The following is a 19528-nucleotide window of genomic DNA, read 5'->3' on the forward strand; positions in this document are numbered from 1 at the left end:
CGCTCAGTGCCAATTTGCAGGTTCTGTACGAACTGAAACTGGGAAGGTCCATTGAGGTCATTTCTCGTGAAGCCGCACATGCGGCGCGGCGGATCATAGGTAGCCAGGCTGGGTGTGTCAGCCCCTCCGGAGGCATTTCAGAACGGTCCTACAAACGACCGGCCATTCGGTCAAAGTCACCGCCCAGACACATCGCCATTCCCTCGCGGCGCCAGCGGTGTAGAATCGACCTATTCATCGCCAGTCATCCCCGGCGGGTTTATGAGCTCTGGTCGAACATGCGGCGATCCCGCAGTGTCTTCGGCCTCATCCGTGCCAGTGGCAACCGGCCTGCGGCGCAAAGGACAAGAGAAGCTCACTCCCCTTTTTGTGACCTGATTCAGCCGCCAGGAGTGCTTCATGCCTGATTATCGTTCCAAGACATCCACCCAAGGCCGCAACATGGCCGGCGCCCGCGCCCTGTGGCGCGCCACCGGGATGAAAGACGAAGACTTCAAGAAACCGATCATCGCCATCGCCAACTCATTCACCCAGTTCGTCCCGGGCCATGTGCACCTGAAGGACCTGGGCCAGCTGGTCGCCCGCGAAATCGAGCGCGCCGGTGGCGTGGCCAAGGAGTTCAACACCATCGCGGTCGACGACGGCATCGCCATGGGCCACGACGGCATGCTGTACTCGCTGCCGAGCCGCGAGATCATCGCCGACGCCGTGGAGTACATGGTCAACGCCCACTGCGCCGATGCCATCGTGTGTATTTCCAACTGCGACAAGATCACCCCCGGCATGCTGATGGCCGCCCTGCGCCTCAACATCCCGGTGATCTTCGTCTCCGGCGGCCCAATGGAAGCCGGCAAGACCAAGCTCGCCAGCCACGGCCTGGACCTGGTCGACGCCATGGTCATCGCCGCCGACTCGTCGGCCAGCGACGAAAAAGTCGCCGAATACGAACGCAGCGCCTGTCCGACCTGCGGTTCCTGCTCCGGTATGTTCACCGCCAACTCAATGAACTGCCTGACCGAAGCCCTGGGCTTGGCCCTGCCGGGCAACGGTTCGACCCTGGCTACCCACTCCGACCGCGAACAGCTGTTCCTCACCGCTGGCCGCACCATCGTCGAGCTGTGCAAGCGTTACTACGGCGAGAACGATGATTCGGTATTGCCGCGCAACATCGCCAACTTCAAGGCGTTCGAGAACGCCATGATGCTGGACATCGCCATGGGGGGTTCGACCAACACCATCCTGCACTTGCTGGCCGCGGCCCAGGAGGCCGAAGTGGCCTTCGACCTGCGTGACATCGATCGCCTATCCCGCAAGGTGCCGCAACTGTGCAAAGTGGCGCCGAACATCCAGAAGTACCACATGGAAGACGTCCACCGCGCTGGCGGCATCTTCAGCATCCTCGGTTCGCTGGCCCGTGGCGGCCTGCTGCACACCGACCTGCCGACCGTGCACAGCCGCAGCATGGAAGAAGCCATCGCCAAGTGGGACATCACCCAGACCGATGACGAAGCCGTGCACACCTTCTTCAAGGCAGGTCCGGCGGGCATTCCGACGCAGACCGCGTTCAGCCAGTCGACCCGCTGGGAAACCCTGGACGACGACCGCGCCGAAGGCTGCATCCGTAGCGTCGAGCACGCTTACTCGCAAGAAGGCGGCCTGGCCGTGCTGTACGGCAACATCGCCCTCGACGGCTGCGTGGTGAAGACTGCCGGTGTCGACGAGTCGATCCACGTGTTCGAAGGCACCGCGAAGATCTTCGAAAGCCAGGACAGCGCCGTTCGCGGCATCCTCGCCGACGAAGTGAAAGCCGGTGACGTCGTCATCATCCGCTACGAAGGCCCGAAAGGCGGCCCGGGCATGCAGGAAATGCTCTACCCGACTTCGTACCTGAAGTCCAAGGGCCTGGGCAAAGCCTGCGCCCTGCTCACCGACGGCCGCTTCTCTGGCGGTACCTCGGGCCTGTCGATCGGCCACGCCTCGCCAGAGGCGGCTGCCGGTGGTGCAATTGGCCTGGTGCGCGATGGCGACAAGATTCTGATCGACATCCCCAACCGTTCGATCAACCTGCTGGTCAGTGACCAAGAGCTGGCCGAGCGCCGCGTCGAGCAGGACAAGAAGGGTTGGAAGCCGGTCGAAGCGCGTGCCCGTAAGGTCACTACCGCACTGAAGGCCTATGCGTTGCTGGCGACCAGTGCCGACAAGGGTGCTGTGCGCAACAAAGCGATGCTCGAAGGGCTGTAAGGCTCCGCGGCAAAAAAACCGGCGCCTGGTGCGCCGGTTTTTTTTGCCTGCCAAGGCCTCGACATAGGGTGCGTCACCCTCTGTCGGCGCTGACTGGCCAGCGATGGAGTCGGTCCGCCCCTTACTGAATCTGCTCCGGCGTCACGATCACCCAGTTCTTGTCCGCCGTCACCGGCAGGCCTTCCTTGGCCTGCGCCGCCGCGTTCTTCGAGATCATCCCGTTGAGCTGGTCCATGTACTTGGCCTTGCGGTTTATCCACAGGTGGATTCCACCCTTGTTCACATCCACCCCATGGAACTGCATGTAGCCATCGCTCGTCGGGGTGTCGCCGCCCACCAGCACTGGCTTCTTCCACTGGTCGATATAGGTGAGAATCGCCGCCTGCTTGCCCGCCATCCAGGTGGCAGGGGTCCACAGGTAAGGCGTCAGTTCCAGGCCCTCGTTGGCCTTGGCATCGTATTTCCCCTCGGTAATCTGTTTGCGCGCGGTGGTCAGCTGGCCGTTTGCACGATCTTTGAGCAGCAGGCTCACGCCAATGACGTTCTCAGGCTTCACGTTGTAGCCGTACTTGGGGTCGGAAGCCACCATGCGTACCAGCTCTTCCGAGGCGGCCGAGATCACGTACACCTCGATACCATTCTCCATCAACTTGTTGTACAGCTCGGTCTGCCCGGTGAACACCTTGGGCGGCTGTACCTCGATGGCTTTTACCTGGTCGCCTTCGAAATAGGTGCTGGGAATCGGCTTGCCCAAGGCCATCAGCTCATCGACCTGGACCTTCAGCTCTTTCAAGGTGAACCCGGAGAACACCTGCGCCACCCAGGGGTAGCAGACCATGTCGTCGATTTCGCACAAGCGGTAGTAGTAGCTGAACAAGCTTTCCTTGTGCTCGGCGGTGTCCTTGAACGGGATCAGCTTGAGGGAAGGGTCGAGCTTGTCGCGGGTGAGCAGCCCCTTGTTCTCCATGAACGGCAACAGCGACTCCTCAAGGTCGAAGCGGTAGCTGGTGTTGTCCATGTCGAACACCGCGTAATTACCCTTGTGGGCGTTGGCGGCAATCATCGAATCGAGCTGTTTGGCCGCCTCGGCCGGCCAATGCTTGAGCTCGGTGGCCCAGGTTTCGACACTGAATAACAAAGAAAGGCCGATGGCCAGAGCTTTCGGAGCGAACTTCATGTGCGGATCTCCTGAAATGACCGAAGAAAACTAGTTCAGGAAGCAACAAGACCCCAGGCCCACAACGACCTTCACACAGCTGCAAACGCCGTGTTGATTGCCACCTGCGACACGGTGTTATTCCATTAGCGACTATCCAAATTACTTTTAGATATAAATTCGTTTGTTTTCAGGCTGTTAGCATTTCTGTTCGCAATCGCTCACAGAGGCGATGCCTCTTCTGCTTTTTCCTGGAGCTTCAATGAATCTGCCGCTGTTACTCAACCTGCTGGCATTCCTGGCCTTGTTGCTGGGCCTGGCACAAACCCGCCGCACCGACTGGAGCCTGGCGAAGAAAGTCTTGCTGGGGCTGGTGCTAGGCGTGGTCTTCGGCCTCGCGCTGCACACTGTCTACGGTGCAGGTCACACGGTTCTCAAAGCCACCCTGGGCTGGCTCGATCTGGTCGGCAACGGCTACGTTGGCTTGCTACAGATGATCGTCATGCCGCTGATCTTCGCCTCGATCCTCAGCGCAGTGGCTCGCCTGCACAATGCCTCTTCGCTGGGTCGCATCAGTGTGCTGAGCATCGGCACGCTGCTGCTGACCACGGCCATCGCAGCACTGATCGGTATCGCCCTGACCAACCTGTTCGGCCTTAGCGCCGAGGGCCTGGTGGCTGGCGCCCAAGAGAGCGCGCGCCTGCAAGCCATCCACAGCGACTATGCAGGCAAGGTCGCCGACCTCAACATCCCGCAGTTGCTGCTTTCGTTCATCCCCAGCAACCCGGTGGGCGACTTGGCCCGGGCCAAACCAACCTCGATCATCAGTGTGGTGATCTTCGCCGTGTTCGTCGGCCTTGCCGCGCTCGAGCTGATCAAGGACAACGCTGAAAAAGGCCAGCGCGCCCTGTCGGCCATCGACACCCTACAGGCTTGGGTAATGCGCCTGGTGCGCCTGGTAATGAAACTGACGCCCTACGGCGTATTGGCCCTGATGACCAAGGTAGTGGCGAGCTCCAACCTGGAGGACATCCTCAAGTTGGGCAGCTTCGTACTGGTGTCGTACATCGGCCTGGGCCTGATGTTCGTGGTCCACGGTATCATCCTTGCCATGACCGGCGTCAGCCCGCTGCGCTTCTTGCGCAAGGTCTGGCCGGTGCTCACCTTCGCCTTCACCAGCCGCTCCAGTGCAGCCAGCATCCCGCTCAACATCGAAGCGCAAACTCGCCGTTTGGGCGTACCGCAGTCGATCGCCAGCTTCAGCGCCTCGTTCGGTGCGACCATCGGCCAGAACGGCTGCGCCGGTCTCTATCCAGCGATGCTCGCGGTGATGGTGGCACCCGCCGTGGGCATCGACACCTTCGACCCCCTGTGGATCGCCACGCTGGTGGCCATCGTTACCTTGAGTTCGGCAGGCGTTGCCGGCGTCGGCGGCGGTGCGACCTTCGCGGCGCTGATCGTGCTGCCGGCCATGGGACTGCCAGTGGAGTTGGTGGCGCTGCTGATTTCGGTCGAGCCGCTGATCGACATGGGCCGCACGGCGCTGAACGTGAATGGCTCGATGACTGCTGGTGTGGTGACCAGTCAGCTACTGAAAGAGACCGACAAGGATGTGCTGGCAGGTGATCAGCATGCAGAGCTGAGTCACTCCTGAGCCGTTCATAGCGCTGATCGCCCGCGAACCGCCCCTACACCGCCATTGATGTAGGGGGGGTGTAGGCCATAGCCCCGTCACAAGACCGAAAGCCCAACCCTCAGGCCTTCTCCCAGACCTCGAAATGGTACGCCGGCCCCTGGCCCTCTGCGGGTCGCGGATCGCTCGAGCGCAGAGCCCACTGCGCCTTGTCGAACTCGGGGAACCACGCGTCCCCTTGCGGAGACAGCTCCACCCGGGTCAGGTACATCCGGCTGACCAGCCCCTTTTCGAGCGCCTGCCCATACAGCTGCGCCCCGCCGATCAGCATGAGCTCATCGACGCCCTGCTCACGCGCCCACTGCTCGGCACGGGCCAACGCCGCTTCCAGCGAAGCGAACACCTCGGCACCCGCCAGCTGCAGGCCAGGTTGGCGGCTGACGACGATGTTCAAGCGCCCCGGCAGCGGCCGCCCCAGAGAATCCCAGGTCTTGCGCCCCATGATGATCGGCTTGCCCAGGGTGGTGGCCTTGAAATACTTGAAATCCCCCGGCAGATGCCAGGGCATGGAATTGTCGATGCCGATCACACGGTTCTCGGCGAGCGCCGCGATCAGGCTGAGGGGGAGTGAGGTAGTCATGCCGGCGAGGATAGCAAACCCGCCGTGGGTTATGCTTCTGCCCTGAACCGTGCAATGGAAGACCTTGTGACTGGACCGACCGAACTCGACAAGCGCTGGCTCACCGAAGCGGTGCGCCTGCGCGAGGAACACGCCGGCCCCCTGGAGGACCAGGAAGCCAACCGACACGCCCGCCAGCAAGGCGGCGACCTGGCGGTGCGCATCGAGCGCCGCGCCTTGTTCCTTGCCGAGCGCGATGGCATGACCGCTGCCTTGCACCACTGGAAGCAAGGCGCCCGCCTGGCGCTGCTGGCTCTGCTGCTGATGGCTGTATTCAGCGGCGCTGGCCTGGCGCTGGCGGCCTTGGGTGATGGCCAGCGGGCGGTGAATGTGTTCTGGGCGCTGGGCAGCCTGCTCGGGCTGAACCTGCTGATGTTGGTGGGCTGGGCTGTTGGCTTCACCCTGAGCGGTGAACATGGCGCCAGCCTTGGGCGCCTCTGGCTCTGGCTCAGTGAGCGCTTCGCTCGCGATGCCAAGGCCGCGCATCTGGCGCCCGCCCTGATGGTGCTGCTGCAACGCCAACGCCTGAATCGCTGGCTGCTTGGCCTGCTGGTGCACGGACTATGGCTGCTGGCAATGCTAAGCGCCTTGGGGATGCTGCTCGCCTTGCTCGCCACCCGACGCTATGGCTTCGTCTGGGAAACCACCTTGCTGGCCGCCGAGCCATTCATTCACCTGACCCAGGTACTGGGTGCCCTGCCCTCGCTTCTGGGCTTCGCCACGCCAGACGAAACCATGATTCGAGCCAGCGGCGACACACTACCGGCCCTGGAGGTCGCTCGTCAGGCCTGGGCAAGCTGGTTGCTGGGCGTGGTGCTGGTCTATGGCCTGCTCCCTCGGCTATTACTGGCCGGGCTTTGCCTGTGGCGTTGGCGCCAGGGTCGCGAACGCCTGACCCTGGACTTGAGTTTGCCAGGCTATGCGCAACTGCGCGAAGTGCTGATGCCTCGTAGCGAGCGTATCGGTGTGCAGGATGCTGCCCCCGACACCCTGCCGCACTTCGAAGCGGGCCACTCTCAGCGCGGCAATGGCGGCGCGCTGCTGGTAGGGCTGGAGCTCGATGACCAGCGCCCCTGGCCTCCCGTCTTGCCCAAGGCCGTCACCGATGCTGGCGTGCTCGACAGCCGCGAGTCGCGCAACCGCCTGCTCGAACAGTTGAGCCGTTTCCCCCCGGCCCGCCTGGCCATCGCCTGCGACCCCCGCCGCTCGCCGGACCGCGGCAGCCTCGCCTTGCTTGCCGAGTTGGCACGCAATGCCGGGGCCACGCGCATCTGGCTGCTGCAAGCAGCACCGGGCGAGGCACTGGATGCCGAACGACTGGGCGACTGGCATGAAGCCCTGGATCGCCTGGGCCTGCCACACGCCGACACTTCGCCCCTGACCTGGCTGGAGCAAGGCCATGACTGAGCCATTGAAACTGGCCGTGGTAGGCCACACCAATGTGGGCAAGACCTCATTGCTGCGTACCCTCACCCGCGATGTCGGCTTCGGCGAAGTATCCCATCGACCGAGCACCACCCGCCACGTCGAAGGCGCACGCCTGTCCGTGGATGGCCAGCCGCTGCTTGAGCTCTACGACACCCCGGGCCTTGAAGATGCCATCGCCCTGCTCGACTACCTGGAGCGCCTGGAACGCCCCGGCGAGCGCCTCGACGGCCCGGCCCGACTGGAACGGTTTCTTCAGGGCAGCGAAGCGCGCCAGCGCTTCGAGCAGGAGGCCAAGGTCCTGCGTCAGTTGCTGGCCAGCAATGCCGGTCTGTACGTGATCGACGCCCGCGAACCGGTGCTGGCCAAGTACCGAGACGAACTAGAGGTGTTGGCCGGCTGTGGCAAGCCGCTTTTGCCCGTGCTCAACTTCGTCGCCAGCCACCAACACCGCGAACCGCAGTGGCGTGAAGCCCTGGCCCGACTGGGCCTGCACGCACTGGTGCGGTTCGATAGCGTGGCCCCGCCCGAAGACGGTGAACGCCGCTTGTACGAAAGCCTGGCCCTGTTGTTGGAGGAGGCCCGCCCGGCCTTGCAGCGCTTGATCGACGACCAGCAGGCACAGCGCCTGGCTCGCCAGCAAAGCGGCAAACGTCTGATCGCCGAACTGCTGTTGGACTGCGCCGCCTGCCGCCGCAGTGTCGCGGCCGAGCCGGCCGCCGAAGCCCGAGCCATAGAAGCGCTGCGACAAGATATACGTCAACGTGAACAGCGTTGCGTCGAAGCCTTGTTGAAGCTGTATGCCTTCCGCCGTGAGGATGCCCATGCGGGCGAACTTCCATTGCTGGATGGCCGCTGGGGTGACGATCTGTTCAACCCCGAAACCTTGAAATTACTCGGTGTTCGCCTGGGCAGCGGCGTGGCTGCCGGCGCTGCAGCCGGTGCCGGAGTCGATTTGCTGGTTGGCGGCCTCACCCTGGGCGCGGCGGCATTGGCCGGGGCAATAGCCGGAGGCGCGCTACAGACCGCGCGCAACTATGGGTCGCGGTTGATGGGCAAGCTCAAGGGCAAGCGCGAGCTGACCGTGGACGACACGGTATTACGCTTGCTGGCCTTGCGTCAGCAGCAGTTGATGGTGGCGTTGGACAACCGCGGGCATGCCGCGCAAGACAGCATCCGCCTGGGTGAGCTGGATGAAAAGGCCTGGCGCGAGGGCAAGTTGCCAGAAGCCTTGAGCAAGGCGCGGGCGCACCCGCAATGGTCGACCCTCAATCCGGGGGCGAAGCTGAATCAGGCTGAACGGCAGGAACAGTTGGAGGCGCTGGTTTCGCAATTTTGAGAGGCGCCCTGGCCCCTCCGCGGGTAAACCCGCCCCTACAGTCAGGGGTTGCATTGAACCTGTAGGAACGGTTTACCCGCGAAGAGCCGAGCACAAGTGCCCATTCCTTAAAGCAGCGCCAGCGCCTTCTGCCTCAACACATGGAGGTCGATCACCGGCACTCCGACCTCCTTGGCCTTTTCGTCCCACTCCCGCATCCGTAGGCTCACGTCGAACAGCGGGTCCCGTTCGAACGCATCGGCTTGCGAGTCGCTCATCACGCCTCCCTGATATTCCAAGGTCCGCCGGCTCGCCTCGCTCAACCGCTGGTAATACCCCGGTTGCCGCAAGGTCAGGTAGCGCTTGGCCTCCACGTGAAACTGAACTAGCCGCGCCATGCGCTCGCTAAAGCCACAGCGGCGCAAATACTCGGCACCGATACGTTCGTGGCTAACCACCCCATAGCCGCCCATGCTGGCGTCACCGCCACACAGATGGCCGATGTCATGGAAGAACGCCGCCAGCACGACTTCATCGTCGAACCCTTCGGCCATGGCCAGTTGCGCAGCCTGGGACATGTGTTCGAGCTGGGTGATGGCTTCGCCGATGTAGTCGTCGCTGCCGTGCCGCTCATAAAGGGCGAAGGTGCTGTCCACGATCTGCGCTGGGGTGGGCATGACTGTTTTCTCCTGGCTTGATGGGTTGCTGGCCATTTCCCGGACAAAACCGCTGCGCCCGAGAAAGGGCAGGTGGTTACTGCTGGGCCACCTTTTCCGACTTGCCGTCATAGCGTTTGCGCCACTCGGCCAGAATCTGATCACGGTTCTTCGAAGCCCAGGCAAAGTCGTTCTTGATCAGGCGTTGTTCATAGTCCGCCGGCAACTCGGTCTGCGGCTTGGCGATGCCCGGCGCAGCCAGTACGGCGAAGTTTTCCTTGTACAGCTCCATGGCCGCTGGGCTTGCCGAGAAATCAGCCAGACGCTTGGCCGCATCTGCCTTGGGCGTTCCCTTGATCACCGCCGTCGCCTCGATTTCCCAACCCAGGCCTTCCTTCGGCAATACGATGTCCAGCGGCGCACCCTGGCGCTTGAGCTGCACGGCCGGGTACTCGAACGAGATACCGATCGGGAACTCGCCTGCCGCCGCCAGCTTGCACGGCTTGGAACCGGAGTGGACGTACTGGCCGATGTTCTGGTGCAGCGCATCCATGTAGGCCCAGCCTTGCGGCTCGCCAAAGGTCTGCAACCAGGCACTCACGTCGAGGAAGCCGGTACCCGACGAAGCGGGGTTGGGCATGACGATCTTGCCCTTGTACTCCGGCTTGGTCAGGTCCTGCCAGCTCACCGGCTTGCTCAGGCCCTGCTTCTGGGCCTCGATGGTATTGAAGCAGATGGTCGCGGCCCACACGTCCATGCCCACCCAGGCAGGGGGGTTGGCGGCATCGCGGTAATTGGCGGCGATTTTGCCCAGGTCTTTCGGGGCGTAGGCTTCGAGCATGCCGTTCTGGTCGAGGATGGCCAGGCTGGACGCCGCCAGGCCCCATACCGCGTCGGCTTGCGGACGGTCTTTCTCGGCCAGCAGCTTGGCGGTAATGATGCCAGTGGAGTCCCGAACCCACTTGATCTCGATGTCCGGGTTGGCCCGTTCGAAGGCCTGCTTGTAGCTTTTGAGCTGTTCCGCCTCCAAGGCGGTGTAAACCATCAGCTGGGTACCCGCGGCCGAGGCCTGCAGGCTGAACATGGCGGAAACGGCTGCGGCAAGTGCAAGGTGCTTGTACATGGGTTGGGTCCTTACAGGTCAGGCGGTCGCGGCGCGTTGGCGCCAGGCTTGGGAGCGGCGCAGCAGGCCGCGTGAGGCTGTGGCCAGCAACAGTGAAGCGCTGGCACTGGTCAGCAGAATCAAGGTGGACATGGCGGCGGCACCCCCCACGTTGCCGGCGTCGTCCATGTTCAGCACGGCAACGGCGGCCAGGAGGGTATCGGGGCTATACAGGAAGATCGCGGCCGACACGGTAGTCATCGCCGAGACGAACAGGTAGCGGATGATGTCCAGCAGCGCCGGCAGGCAGATTGGCACGGTCACCCGCAGGAAGTGCTTGCACAGCGGCGCCTTCAACGACAGCGCAGCCGCCTCGAACTCACCGTCGAGCTGACGCAGGGCAGTGGTCGCGGTCATCTGCGCGGTGGTGAGGTAATGGGCAATGGTGCACACCACCAGTAACCCCATGCCGCCGTAAAACACATGCAGCGGGTTGCCGTTGAGGTTGAAGAAGAATACGTAGCCCAGCCCCAGCACCAGTCCCGGCACGGCCATGGGAATGAAGCTGAGCAGGCGCAGCGCTTGGTTGAGCAGGCGTTGGCCCTGGGTCTTCTCCATCAGGTAGGCACCGGTGAAGATCACGACGCTGCCAATCAGCGCGGTGCAAATGGCCATGGTCACGCTATTGCGATAGGCCAGCCAGCCGCCACCGGCGGTGTCTTCGAACCTGTAGTGACGCAGCGACAGCGACAGGTTGTAGGGCCAGAAGGTGACCAGCGATGAGTACACCGCCATGCCGATCACCAGCAGCAATGCCGCACACACCAGCAGCACGATGGCCAGGCAGCAGGCATCGCGGCCACGCGACGGCTTGGGTTCGAATACCTGGGCACGGCCACTCATGGCCTGGCCCTGACGCCGGCGCAGCCAGGCATCGACGCTGAAGCTGAACAGGGCTGGTAGCAGCAGCACCATGCCGATCAGCGCGCCACGGCCAAACTGTTGCTGGCCGACCACGGCCTTGTAAGCCTCCAGCGCCAGCACCTGATAGTCGCCACCGACCACGACCGGTACGCCGAAGTCGGTGATGGTCAGGGTAAAGACCAGGCAGAACGCAGCGAACACAGCGTGGCGCGTGGCCGGCCAGGTGATGCTGGTAAATGCCCGGCACGGACCGGCGCCCATGCTCGAGGCGGCATCGAACAGGCGAGCATCGGCCAGCGACAATGCCGACAGCAGGATCATCAGCGCATGCGGGAAGGTGTAGATCGCCTCGCCCAGCACGATGCCCCAGAAACCATAGATGTTGTCGTCGAACAACCCGCGCAGCAGGCCCTGATTGCCAAACAGGTAGACCAATGCGATGGCTGGCAGCATCGACGGGGCCAGCAGCGGCAAGAGCGAAATCCCTCGCCACAGGCCTTTGCCCGGGATCAACGTGCGTTGCAAGGCGAAGGCAAACAGGTAGGCCAGCGGCACGACGATGACCGCGACGGTGAAGGCCACCGACAGGCTGTTGCCCAGCAACCAGTGGAAGTTGTCGCTGGCGAACAGTTCACGGGCCGCCAGCAAGCCACCGCCCTGACCCGCTTCACCACTGAAACCACGCCAGAAGATCGCCAGCAGCGGCATCAGCACGGCCAGCACCAGAAGGATCAGCAGCAGGCTCTTGCCGCCGACGACGAACAACCGGTCGCTCAGGGCGACGCCAGCACGCGGCGCGGCCTTGCCCTGGTTGAGCGGCAGGGACATTGGCACGGCCATCTCAGGCAAACACCTGCAGGCTCTGCGGTGGCAACGCCACCCAGATATCCTGCGAACCCAGGCGTGGCATCACCTCGGGCGTCAGTTCGGCCAGCAGGGCATGGCCTGGCAGCCCCTTGAGTTCGAAGCTCATGCGGCAGCGGTTACCGAGGAAGGTGATCTCGCGGACCCTGGCGGGGAACACGTTGTCTTCGTGTACCACTGGGTTCACCGTGATGGCCTCCGGGCGGCAGAACAGCCGGCCACTGTTGGCCTGGGCCGAACCTGGCGCCAGACGCATGTCCAGGCCGCCGACCAGGGCATGGCTGTCGTCGCGGCGTTGGAATGGCAGCCAGTTGCCCTGGCCGACGAACTCGGCGACGAACGGCGTGGCCGGCTGGTCGTAGATTTCCTGCGGGGTGGCGTACTGCTCGACCTGGCCGTTGTTCATCACCGCAATGCAGTCGGCCATCAGCATGGCTTCATCCTGGTTGTGGGTAACCATCAACGTGGTGATACCCAACTGGCGTTGCAGTTCGCGCAGTTCGGTGCACAGGTGCTCACGCACCCGGGCGTCCAGTGCCGACATCGGCTCGTCCAGCAGTAACAGCGATGGCGACGGCGCCAGTGCGCGGGCCAGGGCCACCCGTTGCTGCTGGCCACCGGAGAGCTGCCCGGGATACTTCTTCTCACTGCCAGAAAGGCCTACCAGATCGAGCATCTCGGCCACCCGCTGGCGGACCTGCTCGCGACCACTACCAGCAAGGCCGTAAGCGATGTTGGCTTCGACGGTAAGGTTGGGGAACAGCGCGTAGGACTGGAACAGAATGCCGTAGTCTCGGGCCTGGGGTGGCAGCTCGGAGATATCGCGCTCGCCGACGTAAAGCGCACCACGGTCCTGACGCTCCAGCCCGGCGATGCAACGCAGCAGCGTCGTCTTGCCACAGCCGGATGGGCCAAGCAGGCACACCAGTTCGCCGGCGGTGATGTCCAGCGAAACATCGTTGAGCGCCGTGAAGGCACCGAAGCGCTTGTGGATGTTGCGCACTTTCAGTGGTGCGCCGGAGTTGGTGGGGGTCATGGCAGGGCCTCATCGAAGAGATGGGGCCATGCTAGGAATGCTGTGCGAAGGTTCTGTGGCTTTCAGGCAAAAGCCGGTGATAGTGGCATAGGCAGATTTTGTATCGACCGCTCCTGCAAGATCCTCAGAAGCGTGAACCGGCCACTTCCTGGGCTACACCAAGGAAGGCCGCTGGCAACCTGGCCTGGCGCCGCTCCTTGAGGCAGTACAGGTACTCGTGCATGACTGGCGCATCCTCCAGCGCCAGCACCCGCAGTTCCGGGTTGTGCGGCACCTCGTGGCGGGCAATCACACTGATGCCGATATTGCGCAGCACCGCCTCGCGTATCGACTCGCGGCTGCCGATTTCCAACAGTGCCCCGGCCTTCACCCCCGCCTCCTGCATCATCTGCTCGGTCAGTTTGCGGGTGGTCGAGCCTTTCTCGCGTACCAGCAGGCAATGCCCGGCCACCGCCTCGATCGATACCGTCTGGCGATGGGCCAACGGGTGGCTACGGTGCACCGCCACCACCAGCGGATCGCTCCCCAGGACCCGCCGAACCAGTCGCGGATCTTCTACCAGTTGCGACGATGCGGCGATGTCCACCCGGTAGTCCTCAAGCATTTCCAGTACCTGCTGCGAGTTACCGATCTCCACCGCGACTTCCACCTGCGGCAAGCGTTCGCGGTAGATCTTTACCAGGTCAAGAATGTAGAACGGCGCGGTCGCCGCGAGGCGCAAGCTGCCTTGGGCTTGGCCGCTGTTGCGCAGCTCGAACTCGATGTCGGCCTCCTGCTGCAGCAATGCCTTGACCATCGGCAGCAGGCGCACGCCCTCCTCGCTCAAAACCAGGCGCCGCCCGCCACGGTAGAACAACTCCACGGCGTACTGGCCTTCCAGGTTACGGATTTGCGTGGTGACCGTGGGCTGGCTGAGCCCAAGCTTCTTCGCCGCCAAGGTGATACTGCCCAGACGGGCCACCATGTAGAAGGCTTTCAGCTCCGAACTCAGCATGCATGTCCTCTATTTGCGCAACAGGCGCAAGCCGTTGAACACCACCAGCAGGCTCACGCCCATGTCGGCGAATACCGCCACCCACAGGGTGGCCATGCCGGCGAAGGTGATCGCCAGGAATATCGCCTTGATGCCTAATGCCAGAACGATGTTCTGCATGAGGATCGCCGCACTGTGGCGCGACAGCCTGACGAAGGCCGGGATTTTCCGCAAGTCATCGTCCATCAGTGCCACATCGGCAGTCTCGATGGCAGTGTCGGTACCGGCTGCCGCCATGGCAAAACCGATCTCGGCGCGGGCCAGGGCCGGGGCGTCGTTGATGCCGTCACCGACCATACCCACCCGATGACCCTGGGCGTACAGCGCTTCGATGGTTTTCAGCTTGTCGGCGGGCAGCAGGTTACCTTCGGCACGGTCTATCCCTACCACGGCGGCGATGGCTTGCGCGGTATGCGGATTGTCACCCGTGAGCATGACAGTCTTGATGCCCAACCCATGCAGCTCTTCGATGGCCTGGCGGCTGCTGTCCTTGACGGTGTCCGCCACGGCGAACAGCGCCAGCGGGCCAGAGCGGTCGAGTAGCAGGACCACGGTCTTGCCCTGGCGTTCCAGCGCATCCAGCTGGGATTCCAACTCGGGCGAACACAGCCCCAGCTCCTCTACCAGGCGGTGGTTGCCCAAGTGGTAGACCTCACCGGCAATGGTGCCTCGCACGCCACGCCCGGCCAGCGCGGCAAAATCATCCACCTCGCTCATGGCCAGGCCTTGCTCCTTGCCGTATTGGGCGATAGCGCGGGAAACCGGGTGGTCAGAGCGCTCGCCCAGGCTGGCGGCCAGGGCTTGTGCGCGGTCTTCGAACGTCGGTTCCAGCACCTTGACGTCGGTCTGCACCGGTTTGCCGTGGGTGATGGTGCCGGTCTTGTCCAGGGCCAGGAAATCCAGATGGCGTCCACCCTCCAGGTAAACGCCGCCCTTGATCAGGATGCCTTTGCGCGCGGCTGCCGCCAGGCCGCTGACGATGGTCACCGGGGTCGAGATGATCAGGGCGCACGGGCAGGCCACCACCAGCAGCACCAGGGCGCGGTAAACCCAGTCGAACCAGGCACCAGCCATGAGCAGCGGAGGGATGAGTGCCACAGCCAAGGCGATGGCAAACACTGCCGGCGTGTAGATACGCGAAAAACGGTCGACAAAACGCTGGGTAGGGGCGCGCGCGCCTTGCGCTTGCTCGACGGCCTTGATGATCCGCGCCAGGGTCGACTGCCCGGCAGCAGCAGTTACCCGGAACTCCAGCGCCCCCGCCTGGTTGATGGTGCCGGCAAACAGCTTGTCGCCCACGGTCTTTTCCACAGGCAGGCTTTCGCCGGTGATCGGTGCTTGATCGACACTGGATCGGCCGCTGGTCACTTCACCGTCCAGGCCGATGCGTTCACCGGGGCGTACCCGAACCCGCGCGCCAAGAGCCACCTCACGCACCGCCACCTCGCGCCACTGGCCATCCGCCTGCTGCACTGTTGCCATGTCCGGAGTCAGTTGCATCAACCCGCCAATGGCATTGCGCGCGCGGTCCAGCGAACGCGCTTCGATCAGCTCGGCGATGGTAAACAGCACCATCACCATGGCAGCTTCGGGCCACTGCCCGATCAGTACGGCGCCCGTCACCGCAATGCTCATCAACGCGTTGATGTTCAAGTTACGGTTTTTCAGGGCGATCCAGCCCTTCTTGTAAGTGCCCAGACCGCAGCCAAGAATGGCTGCCAGCGCCAATGCGGCTACTGCCCACTCCGGGGCCAGTGCGCCAAAGTGCACGATTTCGGCGGCGATCGCGGCAATACCTGACAATGCCAGAGGCCACCAGCGGATCTTGGCCGGTTGTGGCGTGGCTGGCGTGGCATCGTCCTGGGCAGCAATCGGCTCGGCCTTCATCCCCAGGCTGTCGATGGCCCGTTCGATGTCGGCTGTTGCACCCAACGTGTGGCGCACACCCAGCACGCGGTTGATCAGGTTGAATTCCAACTGCTCGATACCGGCCAGCTTGCCCAGTTTGTCCTGGATCAGCGTCTGCTCGGTCGGGCAGTCCATGGCCTCGATGCGAAAGCGGCTGAACTGCGCATCATCACTGGCCTTTTCGGTCAATTGCACGAACGCGGGCGCAGCACTGGCGCCGCAGCAGCTGTGAGCATGGGAATCGTGGCAGTGGCTATCGCCACCCTGGCCGTGGGCATGGTCGTGCGTGTGTTCGTGGCTGACAGGCTGGTTCATGAGGTCGTCCTTAAAATGCGCCTGTTGCCAAGTGAACACCCTGTAGCCACTATAGGGTCAAGCCACACGCTGGAGATTTCGTGATGAAGATCGGAGAACTGGCCAAAGCCACCGACTGCGCCGTGGAGACCATCCGCTATTACGAACGAGAGCACTTGCTGCCAGAGCCCGCTCGTACGGACGGCAACTACCGGCTGTACACCCAGGCGCATGTCGAGCGACTGACGTTCATCCGCAACTGCCGTACCTTGGACATGACCCTGGACGAGATCCGCAGCCTGCTAAGCCTTCGCGACAGCCCGGAAGGTTCTTGCGGCAGCGTCAATGCGCTGATCGATGAGCATATCGCGCATGTGCAGGCGCGAATCGATGGCCTGGTGGCGTTGCAAGAACAGTTGGTGGAACTGCGACAGCGCTGCAACGCACAGGGAAACGAATGCGCGATCTTGCAGCAACTGGAAGTGAACGGGGCGGTGTCGGTGCCAGAAACCGAGCATTCGCACGTGGGGCGCAGTCACGGGCACTAGAAGTGCCCGCGAAGAGGCCGGTGCAGACGATGGGGCCGTCAGACTGCCATCGGCGCCGTCATCGGCGCATGATGTTCATACCCTTCCAGCCAGAAATCACTCGGCTCGATCTTCTCCAACCACTCCGGCTCGTACTTGCCGGTCTCGGCGAACGCCGGCACGCGGTCGCTGATGACCAGTCTGGGTGCTTCCAGCGGCTCGCGCTTGAGCTGCTCGTTGAGCATGTCCAAGTGGTTCTCGTACACATGGGCATCACCAATGAAATAGGTGAACCAGCGCGGTGTATAACCGGTCAGGCGGCCGAACAACGACAGCAGGGCCGCGCCCTCGGTGAGGTTGAACGGCGTTCCCAGGCCCAGGTCATTGGAACGAATGTAGAGCGTCAGGGAAATTTCCTTGGTCTCGACATTGGGGTGGAACTGATACAGCAGATGGCACGGCGGCAGGGCCATTTCATCCAGCTGGGCGCAGTTCCAGCCATGGAACAAGATGCGACGGCTGCCCGGGTCGTTGGCGATGGTGTCCAGGCACTGACGCACCTGGTCGATGGCCTTGTACAGGATGACGAACGCCTGGCCCTCTTCCTCGTCCTGGGCGATCCTGCGAAAGCCCTGCTTTTCAGCCATCTCGATCGCTGCCGGGTTGCTCAGCGGAACGCGCTTGTAGCCCGGCCACTTGCGCCATTGCACGCCGTAGATCTCGCCGAGGTCGTCATGCCCCTGGCGGAATGGGTTGGCCAGCCACTGGGCGTTTTCGTTGGCGTTCTGGTCCCAGACCTTGCAGCCCAGCTCGCGGAACTCACCGGCGCTCTTCACGCCACGCAGGAAACCCACCATCTCGCCGATGGCCGACTTGAACGCCAGCTTGCGTGTGGTGATGGCCGGGAAGCCTTTCTGCAGGTCGAACTTGAGCATGGCGCCCGGCAGGCTGATGGTGCGAATACCGGTGCGGTTGCCTTGCAAGGTGCCGTTCTCGATGACGTCACGGACCAGATCTAGATACTGTTTCATGGCTTACCTGTAACAAGAACGGCAGGGGGATCGCCCCTGCCGTGAAAATCAAACGGTGGCCTTGGCCGTCGGTTTACGGTTGTAGGCCCACCAGATCAGGAAGATGCCGCCGGCGATCATCGGCACGCAAAGCAACTGACCCATGGTCAACCAGCCGAAGGCGATGTAGCCAAGCTGGGCGTCGGGTACCCGCACGAACTCCACGATGAAACGGAAGATACCGTAGAACAGCGCGAACATGCCGGAAACGGCCATGGTCGGGCGCGGCTTGCGCGAGTACAGCCAGAGGATGACGAATAGTGCCACACCTTCGAGGGCGAACTGGTAAAGCTGCGACGGGTGACGCGGCAACTGGGCCGGGTCGCTGAACGGTGGGAACACCATCGCCCAAGGCAGATCGGTGGCCTTGCCCCACAGTTCGGCGTTGATGAAGTTGCCGATACGCCCGGCGCCCAAGCCAATCGGTACCAGCGGGGCGACGAAGTCCATCAGTTCGAAGAACGACTTGTTATTGCGCTTGCCGAACCACAGCGCCGCCAACATCACGCCAATGAAGCCACCATGGAACGACATGCCGCCCTTCCACACCTCGAAGATCAACGTCGGATTGGCCAGGTACTGGTGCAGGTCATAGAACAACACGTAGCCCAGGCGCCCGCCAACGATCACCCCCATCGACAACCAGAACACCAGGTCCGAGAGCTTTTCACGGCTCCAGGTGGGGTCGAAGCGGTTCAGACGGCGCGAAGCCAGCAGCCAGGCGCCGCCGATGCCGATCAGGTACATCAGGCCGTACCAGTGGATTTTCAACGGCCCGATGGCCACGGCCACGGGGTCTATCTGCGGGTAAGGCAGCATGGAACTTCCTCTCGATTCAAATCAAAAAGCTGAGGCCGACGCAGAACAGCAGTACTGCGAACAGGCGTTTCAACAAACGTGGCGAAAGCTTGTGCGCCAGACGCGCGCCGTAGCGGGCGAAAAACATGCTGGTGACGGCAATGCCGACCAGTGCCGGCAGGTACACGTAGCCCAGGCTATGGGCCGGCAAATGTTCCTCGCGCCAGCCCAGCCACATGAAGCTCAGGGCGCTGGCCACCGCAATCGGCAGACCACACGCCGAGGAGGTCGCCACTGCCTGTTGCATGGGCAGGCTGCGCCAGGTCAGGAACGGCACGGTCAGCGAACCGCCACCGATGCCGAAAATGGCCGAGGCCCAGCCGATCACACCGCCAGCACCGACCAATGCGGGCTTGCCGGGGATGCCACGGCTGGCCTTGGGTTTCAGGTCCAGGGCCATCTGTACGGCGACGATCAGGGCGAACACACCGATGATCTTCTGCAACTGCGGACCTTGGATGAGCGAAGCCGTCTTGGCACCGATACCGGCCCCGATGAGGATGCCGAGGGTCATCCAGGCAAAAATCGGCCATTGCACCGCGCCTTTACGCTGGTGCTCGAGCACGGCGTTGATCGATGTGAATACGATGGTCGCCAGTGAAGTGCCGACCGCCAGGTGGGTCAGCACCGAGGGGTCGAAGCCCTGCAGGGTGAAGCTGAACACCAGCACCGGCACGATGATGATGCCGCCGCCCACGCCGAACAGCCCGGCCAGCACGCCGGCGCACGCGCCCAACAGCAGATAGAGTACGAACTCCATTCGTCGCCCCCAAGAAAAACAATCCGGCATGGTAACGGAAGCCG

Annotated in this window: 16 protein-coding genes; 5 read left to right on the forward strand and 11 right to left on the reverse strand. The window is 63.1% G+C overall.

All coding sequences use genetic code 11. The features are described 5' to 3' along the window. Nucleotides 1-399: 399 nt before the first annotated feature. On the forward strand, nt 400-2241 hold the full coding sequence (gene ilvD, locus C4Q26_RS10405; RefSeq protein WP_104883055.1) for a dihydroxy-acid dehydratase: 1842 nt from the start codon (nt 400-402) through the stop codon (nt 2239-2241). 121 nt (nt 2242-2362) lie between these two features. Here the strand turns inward: ilvD and C4Q26_RS10410 are convergent, their stop codons facing one another. Further along, the gene (locus tag C4Q26_RS10410) at nt 2363-3418 is read right to left on the reverse strand and encodes a haloacid dehalogenase-like hydrolase (RefSeq protein WP_023378175.1); all 1056 of its coding nucleotides are present in this window, start codon (nt 3416-3418) and stop codon (nt 2363-2365) included. Between the two features lie 241 nt (nt 3419-3659). On the opposite strand from C4Q26_RS10410, the gene C4Q26_RS10415 reads away from it, so the two are divergent. Beyond that, complete coding sequence (locus C4Q26_RS10415) at nt 3660-5051, forward strand: L-cystine transporter (protein WP_104883056.1); 1392 nt, start codon at nt 3660-3662, stop codon at nt 5049-5051. Nucleotides 5052-5151: 100 nt separating this feature from the next. Here C4Q26_RS10415 and C4Q26_RS10420 read toward each other — a convergent pair whose 3' ends face one another. After that, nucleotides 5152-5670, reverse strand: a complete 519-nt coding sequence (locus C4Q26_RS10420; protein WP_104883057.1) for a dihydrofolate reductase — start codon at nt 5668-5670, stop codon at nt 5152-5154. A 54-nt stretch (nt 5671-5724) separates the two neighbouring features. Here C4Q26_RS10420 and C4Q26_RS10425 point away from each other — a divergent pair, with 54 nt between their 5' ends. Together C4Q26_RS10425 and C4Q26_RS10430 are read left to right on the forward strand one after the other, a co-directional pair. Next, entirely contained in the window at nt 5725-7116 is a 1392-nt protein-coding gene (locus tag C4Q26_RS10425; RefSeq protein WP_104883058.1) for a DUF2868 domain-containing protein, read from the forward strand. Further along, the gene (locus tag C4Q26_RS10430; RefSeq protein ID WP_023378171.1) at nt 7109-8473 is read left to right on the forward strand and encodes a GTPase/DUF3482 domain-containing protein; all 1365 of its coding nucleotides are present in this window, start codon (nt 7109-7111) and stop codon (nt 8471-8473) included. The genes C4Q26_RS10425 and C4Q26_RS10430 overlap by 8 nt, the downstream gene beginning before the upstream one ends. A 107-nt stretch (nt 8474-8580) precedes the next feature. On the opposite strand, the gene C4Q26_RS10435 is transcribed toward C4Q26_RS10430, so the two are convergent. From C4Q26_RS10435 to C4Q26_RS10460, 6 genes are all read right to left on the reverse strand, one after another. Further along, a complete protein-coding gene (locus tag C4Q26_RS10435) occupies nt 8581-9129 on the reverse strand; it encodes a phosphonate degradation HD-domain oxygenase (protein ID WP_023378170.1) in 549 nt (182 codons plus the stop codon). Nucleotides 9130-9205: 76 nt separating this feature from the next. Further along, nucleotides 9206-10231, reverse strand: a complete 1026-nt coding sequence (locus C4Q26_RS10440; protein WP_023378169.1) for a putative 2-aminoethylphosphonate ABC transporter substrate-binding protein — start codon at nt 10229-10231, stop codon at nt 9206-9208. Between the two features lie 18 nt (nt 10232-10249). Continuing rightward, nucleotides 10250-11974 (reverse strand): putative 2-aminoethylphosphonate ABC transporter permease subunit, encoded by a 1725-nt coding sequence (locus tag C4Q26_RS10445; protein ID WP_023378168.1) that lies wholly within the window; start codon nt 11972-11974, stop codon nt 10250-10252. 1 nt (nt 11975) lies between these two features. After that, on the reverse strand, nt 11976-13034 hold the full coding sequence (locus C4Q26_RS10450; RefSeq protein ID WP_104883059.1) for a putative 2-aminoethylphosphonate ABC transporter ATP-binding protein: 1059 nt from the start codon (nt 13032-13034) through the stop codon (nt 11976-11978). Between the two features lie 124 nt (nt 13035-13158). Then, a complete protein-coding gene (locus tag C4Q26_RS10455) occupies nt 13159-14028 on the reverse strand; it encodes a LysR family transcriptional regulator (protein WP_023378166.1) in 870 nt (289 codons plus the stop codon). 9 nt (nt 14029-14037) lie between these two features. Beyond that, complete coding sequence (locus C4Q26_RS10460) at nt 14038-16290, reverse strand: heavy metal translocating P-type ATPase (RefSeq protein ID WP_104883060.1); 2253 nt, start codon at nt 16288-16290, stop codon at nt 14038-14040. A gap of 83 nt (nt 16291-16373) precedes the next feature. Here C4Q26_RS10460 and cadR point away from each other — a divergent pair, with 83 nt between their 5' ends. Then, nucleotides 16374-16817 (forward strand): cadmium resistance transcriptional regulator CadR, encoded by a 444-nt coding sequence (gene cadR, locus C4Q26_RS10465; protein WP_023378164.1) that lies wholly within the window; start codon nt 16374-16376, stop codon nt 16815-16817. 38 nt (nt 16818-16855) lie between these two features. Here the strand turns inward: cadR and C4Q26_RS10470 are convergent, their stop codons facing one another. The 3 genes from C4Q26_RS10470 to C4Q26_RS10480 are packed head-to-tail and all read right to left on the reverse strand — an operon-like array spanning nt 16856 to nt 19484. After that, a complete protein-coding gene (locus C4Q26_RS10470; RefSeq protein WP_023378163.1) occupies nt 16856-17827 on the reverse strand; it encodes a thymidylate synthase in 972 nt (323 codons plus the stop codon). Between the two features lie 48 nt (nt 17828-17875). Then, nucleotides 17876-18685, reverse strand: coding sequence for a prolipoprotein diacylglyceryl transferase (lgt, locus tag C4Q26_RS10475; protein ID WP_023378162.1), 810 nt, complete (start codon nt 18683-18685; stop codon nt 17876-17878). Nucleotides 18686-18701: 16 nt separating this feature from the next. After that, nucleotides 18702-19484 carry a sulfite exporter TauE/SafE family protein gene (locus C4Q26_RS10480; protein WP_104883061.1) on the reverse strand — a complete coding sequence of 261 codons (783 nt, stop codon included), beginning with the start codon at nt 19482-19484 and terminating at the stop codon, nt 18702-18704. Between the last annotated feature and the right edge of the window lie 44 nt (nt 19485-19528).

Source organism: Pseudomonas sp. SWI44 (assembly GCF_002947915.1).
Taxonomy (GTDB): Bacteria; Pseudomonadota; Gammaproteobacteria; order Pseudomonadales; family Pseudomonadaceae; genus Aquipseudomonas; species Aquipseudomonas taiwanensis.

Coding starts and splice junctions, on each gene's coding strand:
- ilvD (WP_104883055.1), top strand. CDS start 400: ATGCCTGATTATCGTTCCAAGACATCCACCCAAGGCCGCAACATGGCC.
- C4Q26_RS10410 (WP_023378175.1), bottom strand. CDS start 3,418: ATGAAGTTCGCTCCGAAAGCTCTGGCCATCGGCCTTTCTTTGTTATTC.
- C4Q26_RS10415 (WP_104883056.1), top strand. CDS start 3,660: ATGAATCTGCCGCTGTTACTCAACCTGCTGGCATTCCTGGCCTTGTTG.
- C4Q26_RS10420 (WP_104883057.1), bottom strand. CDS start 5,670: ATGACTACCTCACTCCCCCTCAGCCTGATCGCGGCGCTCGCCGAGAAC.
- C4Q26_RS10425 (WP_104883058.1), top strand. CDS start 5,725: ATGGAAGACCTTGTGACTGGACCGACCGAACTCGACAAGCGCTGGCTC.
- C4Q26_RS10430 (WP_023378171.1), top strand. CDS start 7,109: ATGACTGAGCCATTGAAACTGGCCGTGGTAGGCCACACCAATGTGGGC.
- C4Q26_RS10435 (WP_023378170.1), bottom strand. CDS start 9,129: ATGCCCACCCCAGCGCAGATCGTGGACAGCACCTTCGCCCTTTATGAG.
- C4Q26_RS10440 (WP_023378169.1), bottom strand. CDS start 10,231: ATGTACAAGCACCTTGCACTTGCCGCAGCCGTTTCCGCCATGTTCAGC.
- C4Q26_RS10445 (WP_023378168.1), bottom strand. CDS start 11,974: ATGGCCGTGCCAATGTCCCTGCCGCTCAACCAGGGCAAGGCCGCGCCG.
- C4Q26_RS10450 (WP_104883059.1), bottom strand. CDS start 13,034: ATGACCCCCACCAACTCCGGCGCACCACTGAAAGTGCGCAACATCCAC.
- C4Q26_RS10455 (WP_023378166.1), bottom strand. CDS start 14,028: ATGCTGAGTTCGGAGCTGAAAGCCTTCTACATGGTGGCCCGTCTGGGC.
- C4Q26_RS10460 (WP_104883060.1), bottom strand. CDS start 16,290: ATGAACCAGCCTGTCAGCCACGAACACACGCACGACCATGCCCACGGC.
- cadR (WP_023378164.1), top strand. CDS start 16,374: ATGAAGATCGGAGAACTGGCCAAAGCCACCGACTGCGCCGTGGAGACC.
- C4Q26_RS10470 (WP_023378163.1), bottom strand. CDS start 17,827: ATGAAACAGTATCTAGATCTGGTCCGTGACGTCATCGAGAACGGCACC.
- lgt (WP_023378162.1), bottom strand. CDS start 18,685: ATGCTGCCTTACCCGCAGATAGACCCCGTGGCCGTGGCCATCGGGCCG.
- C4Q26_RS10480 (WP_104883061.1), bottom strand. CDS start 19,484: ATGGAGTTCGTACTCTATCTGCTGTTGGGCGCGTGCGCCGGCGTGCTG.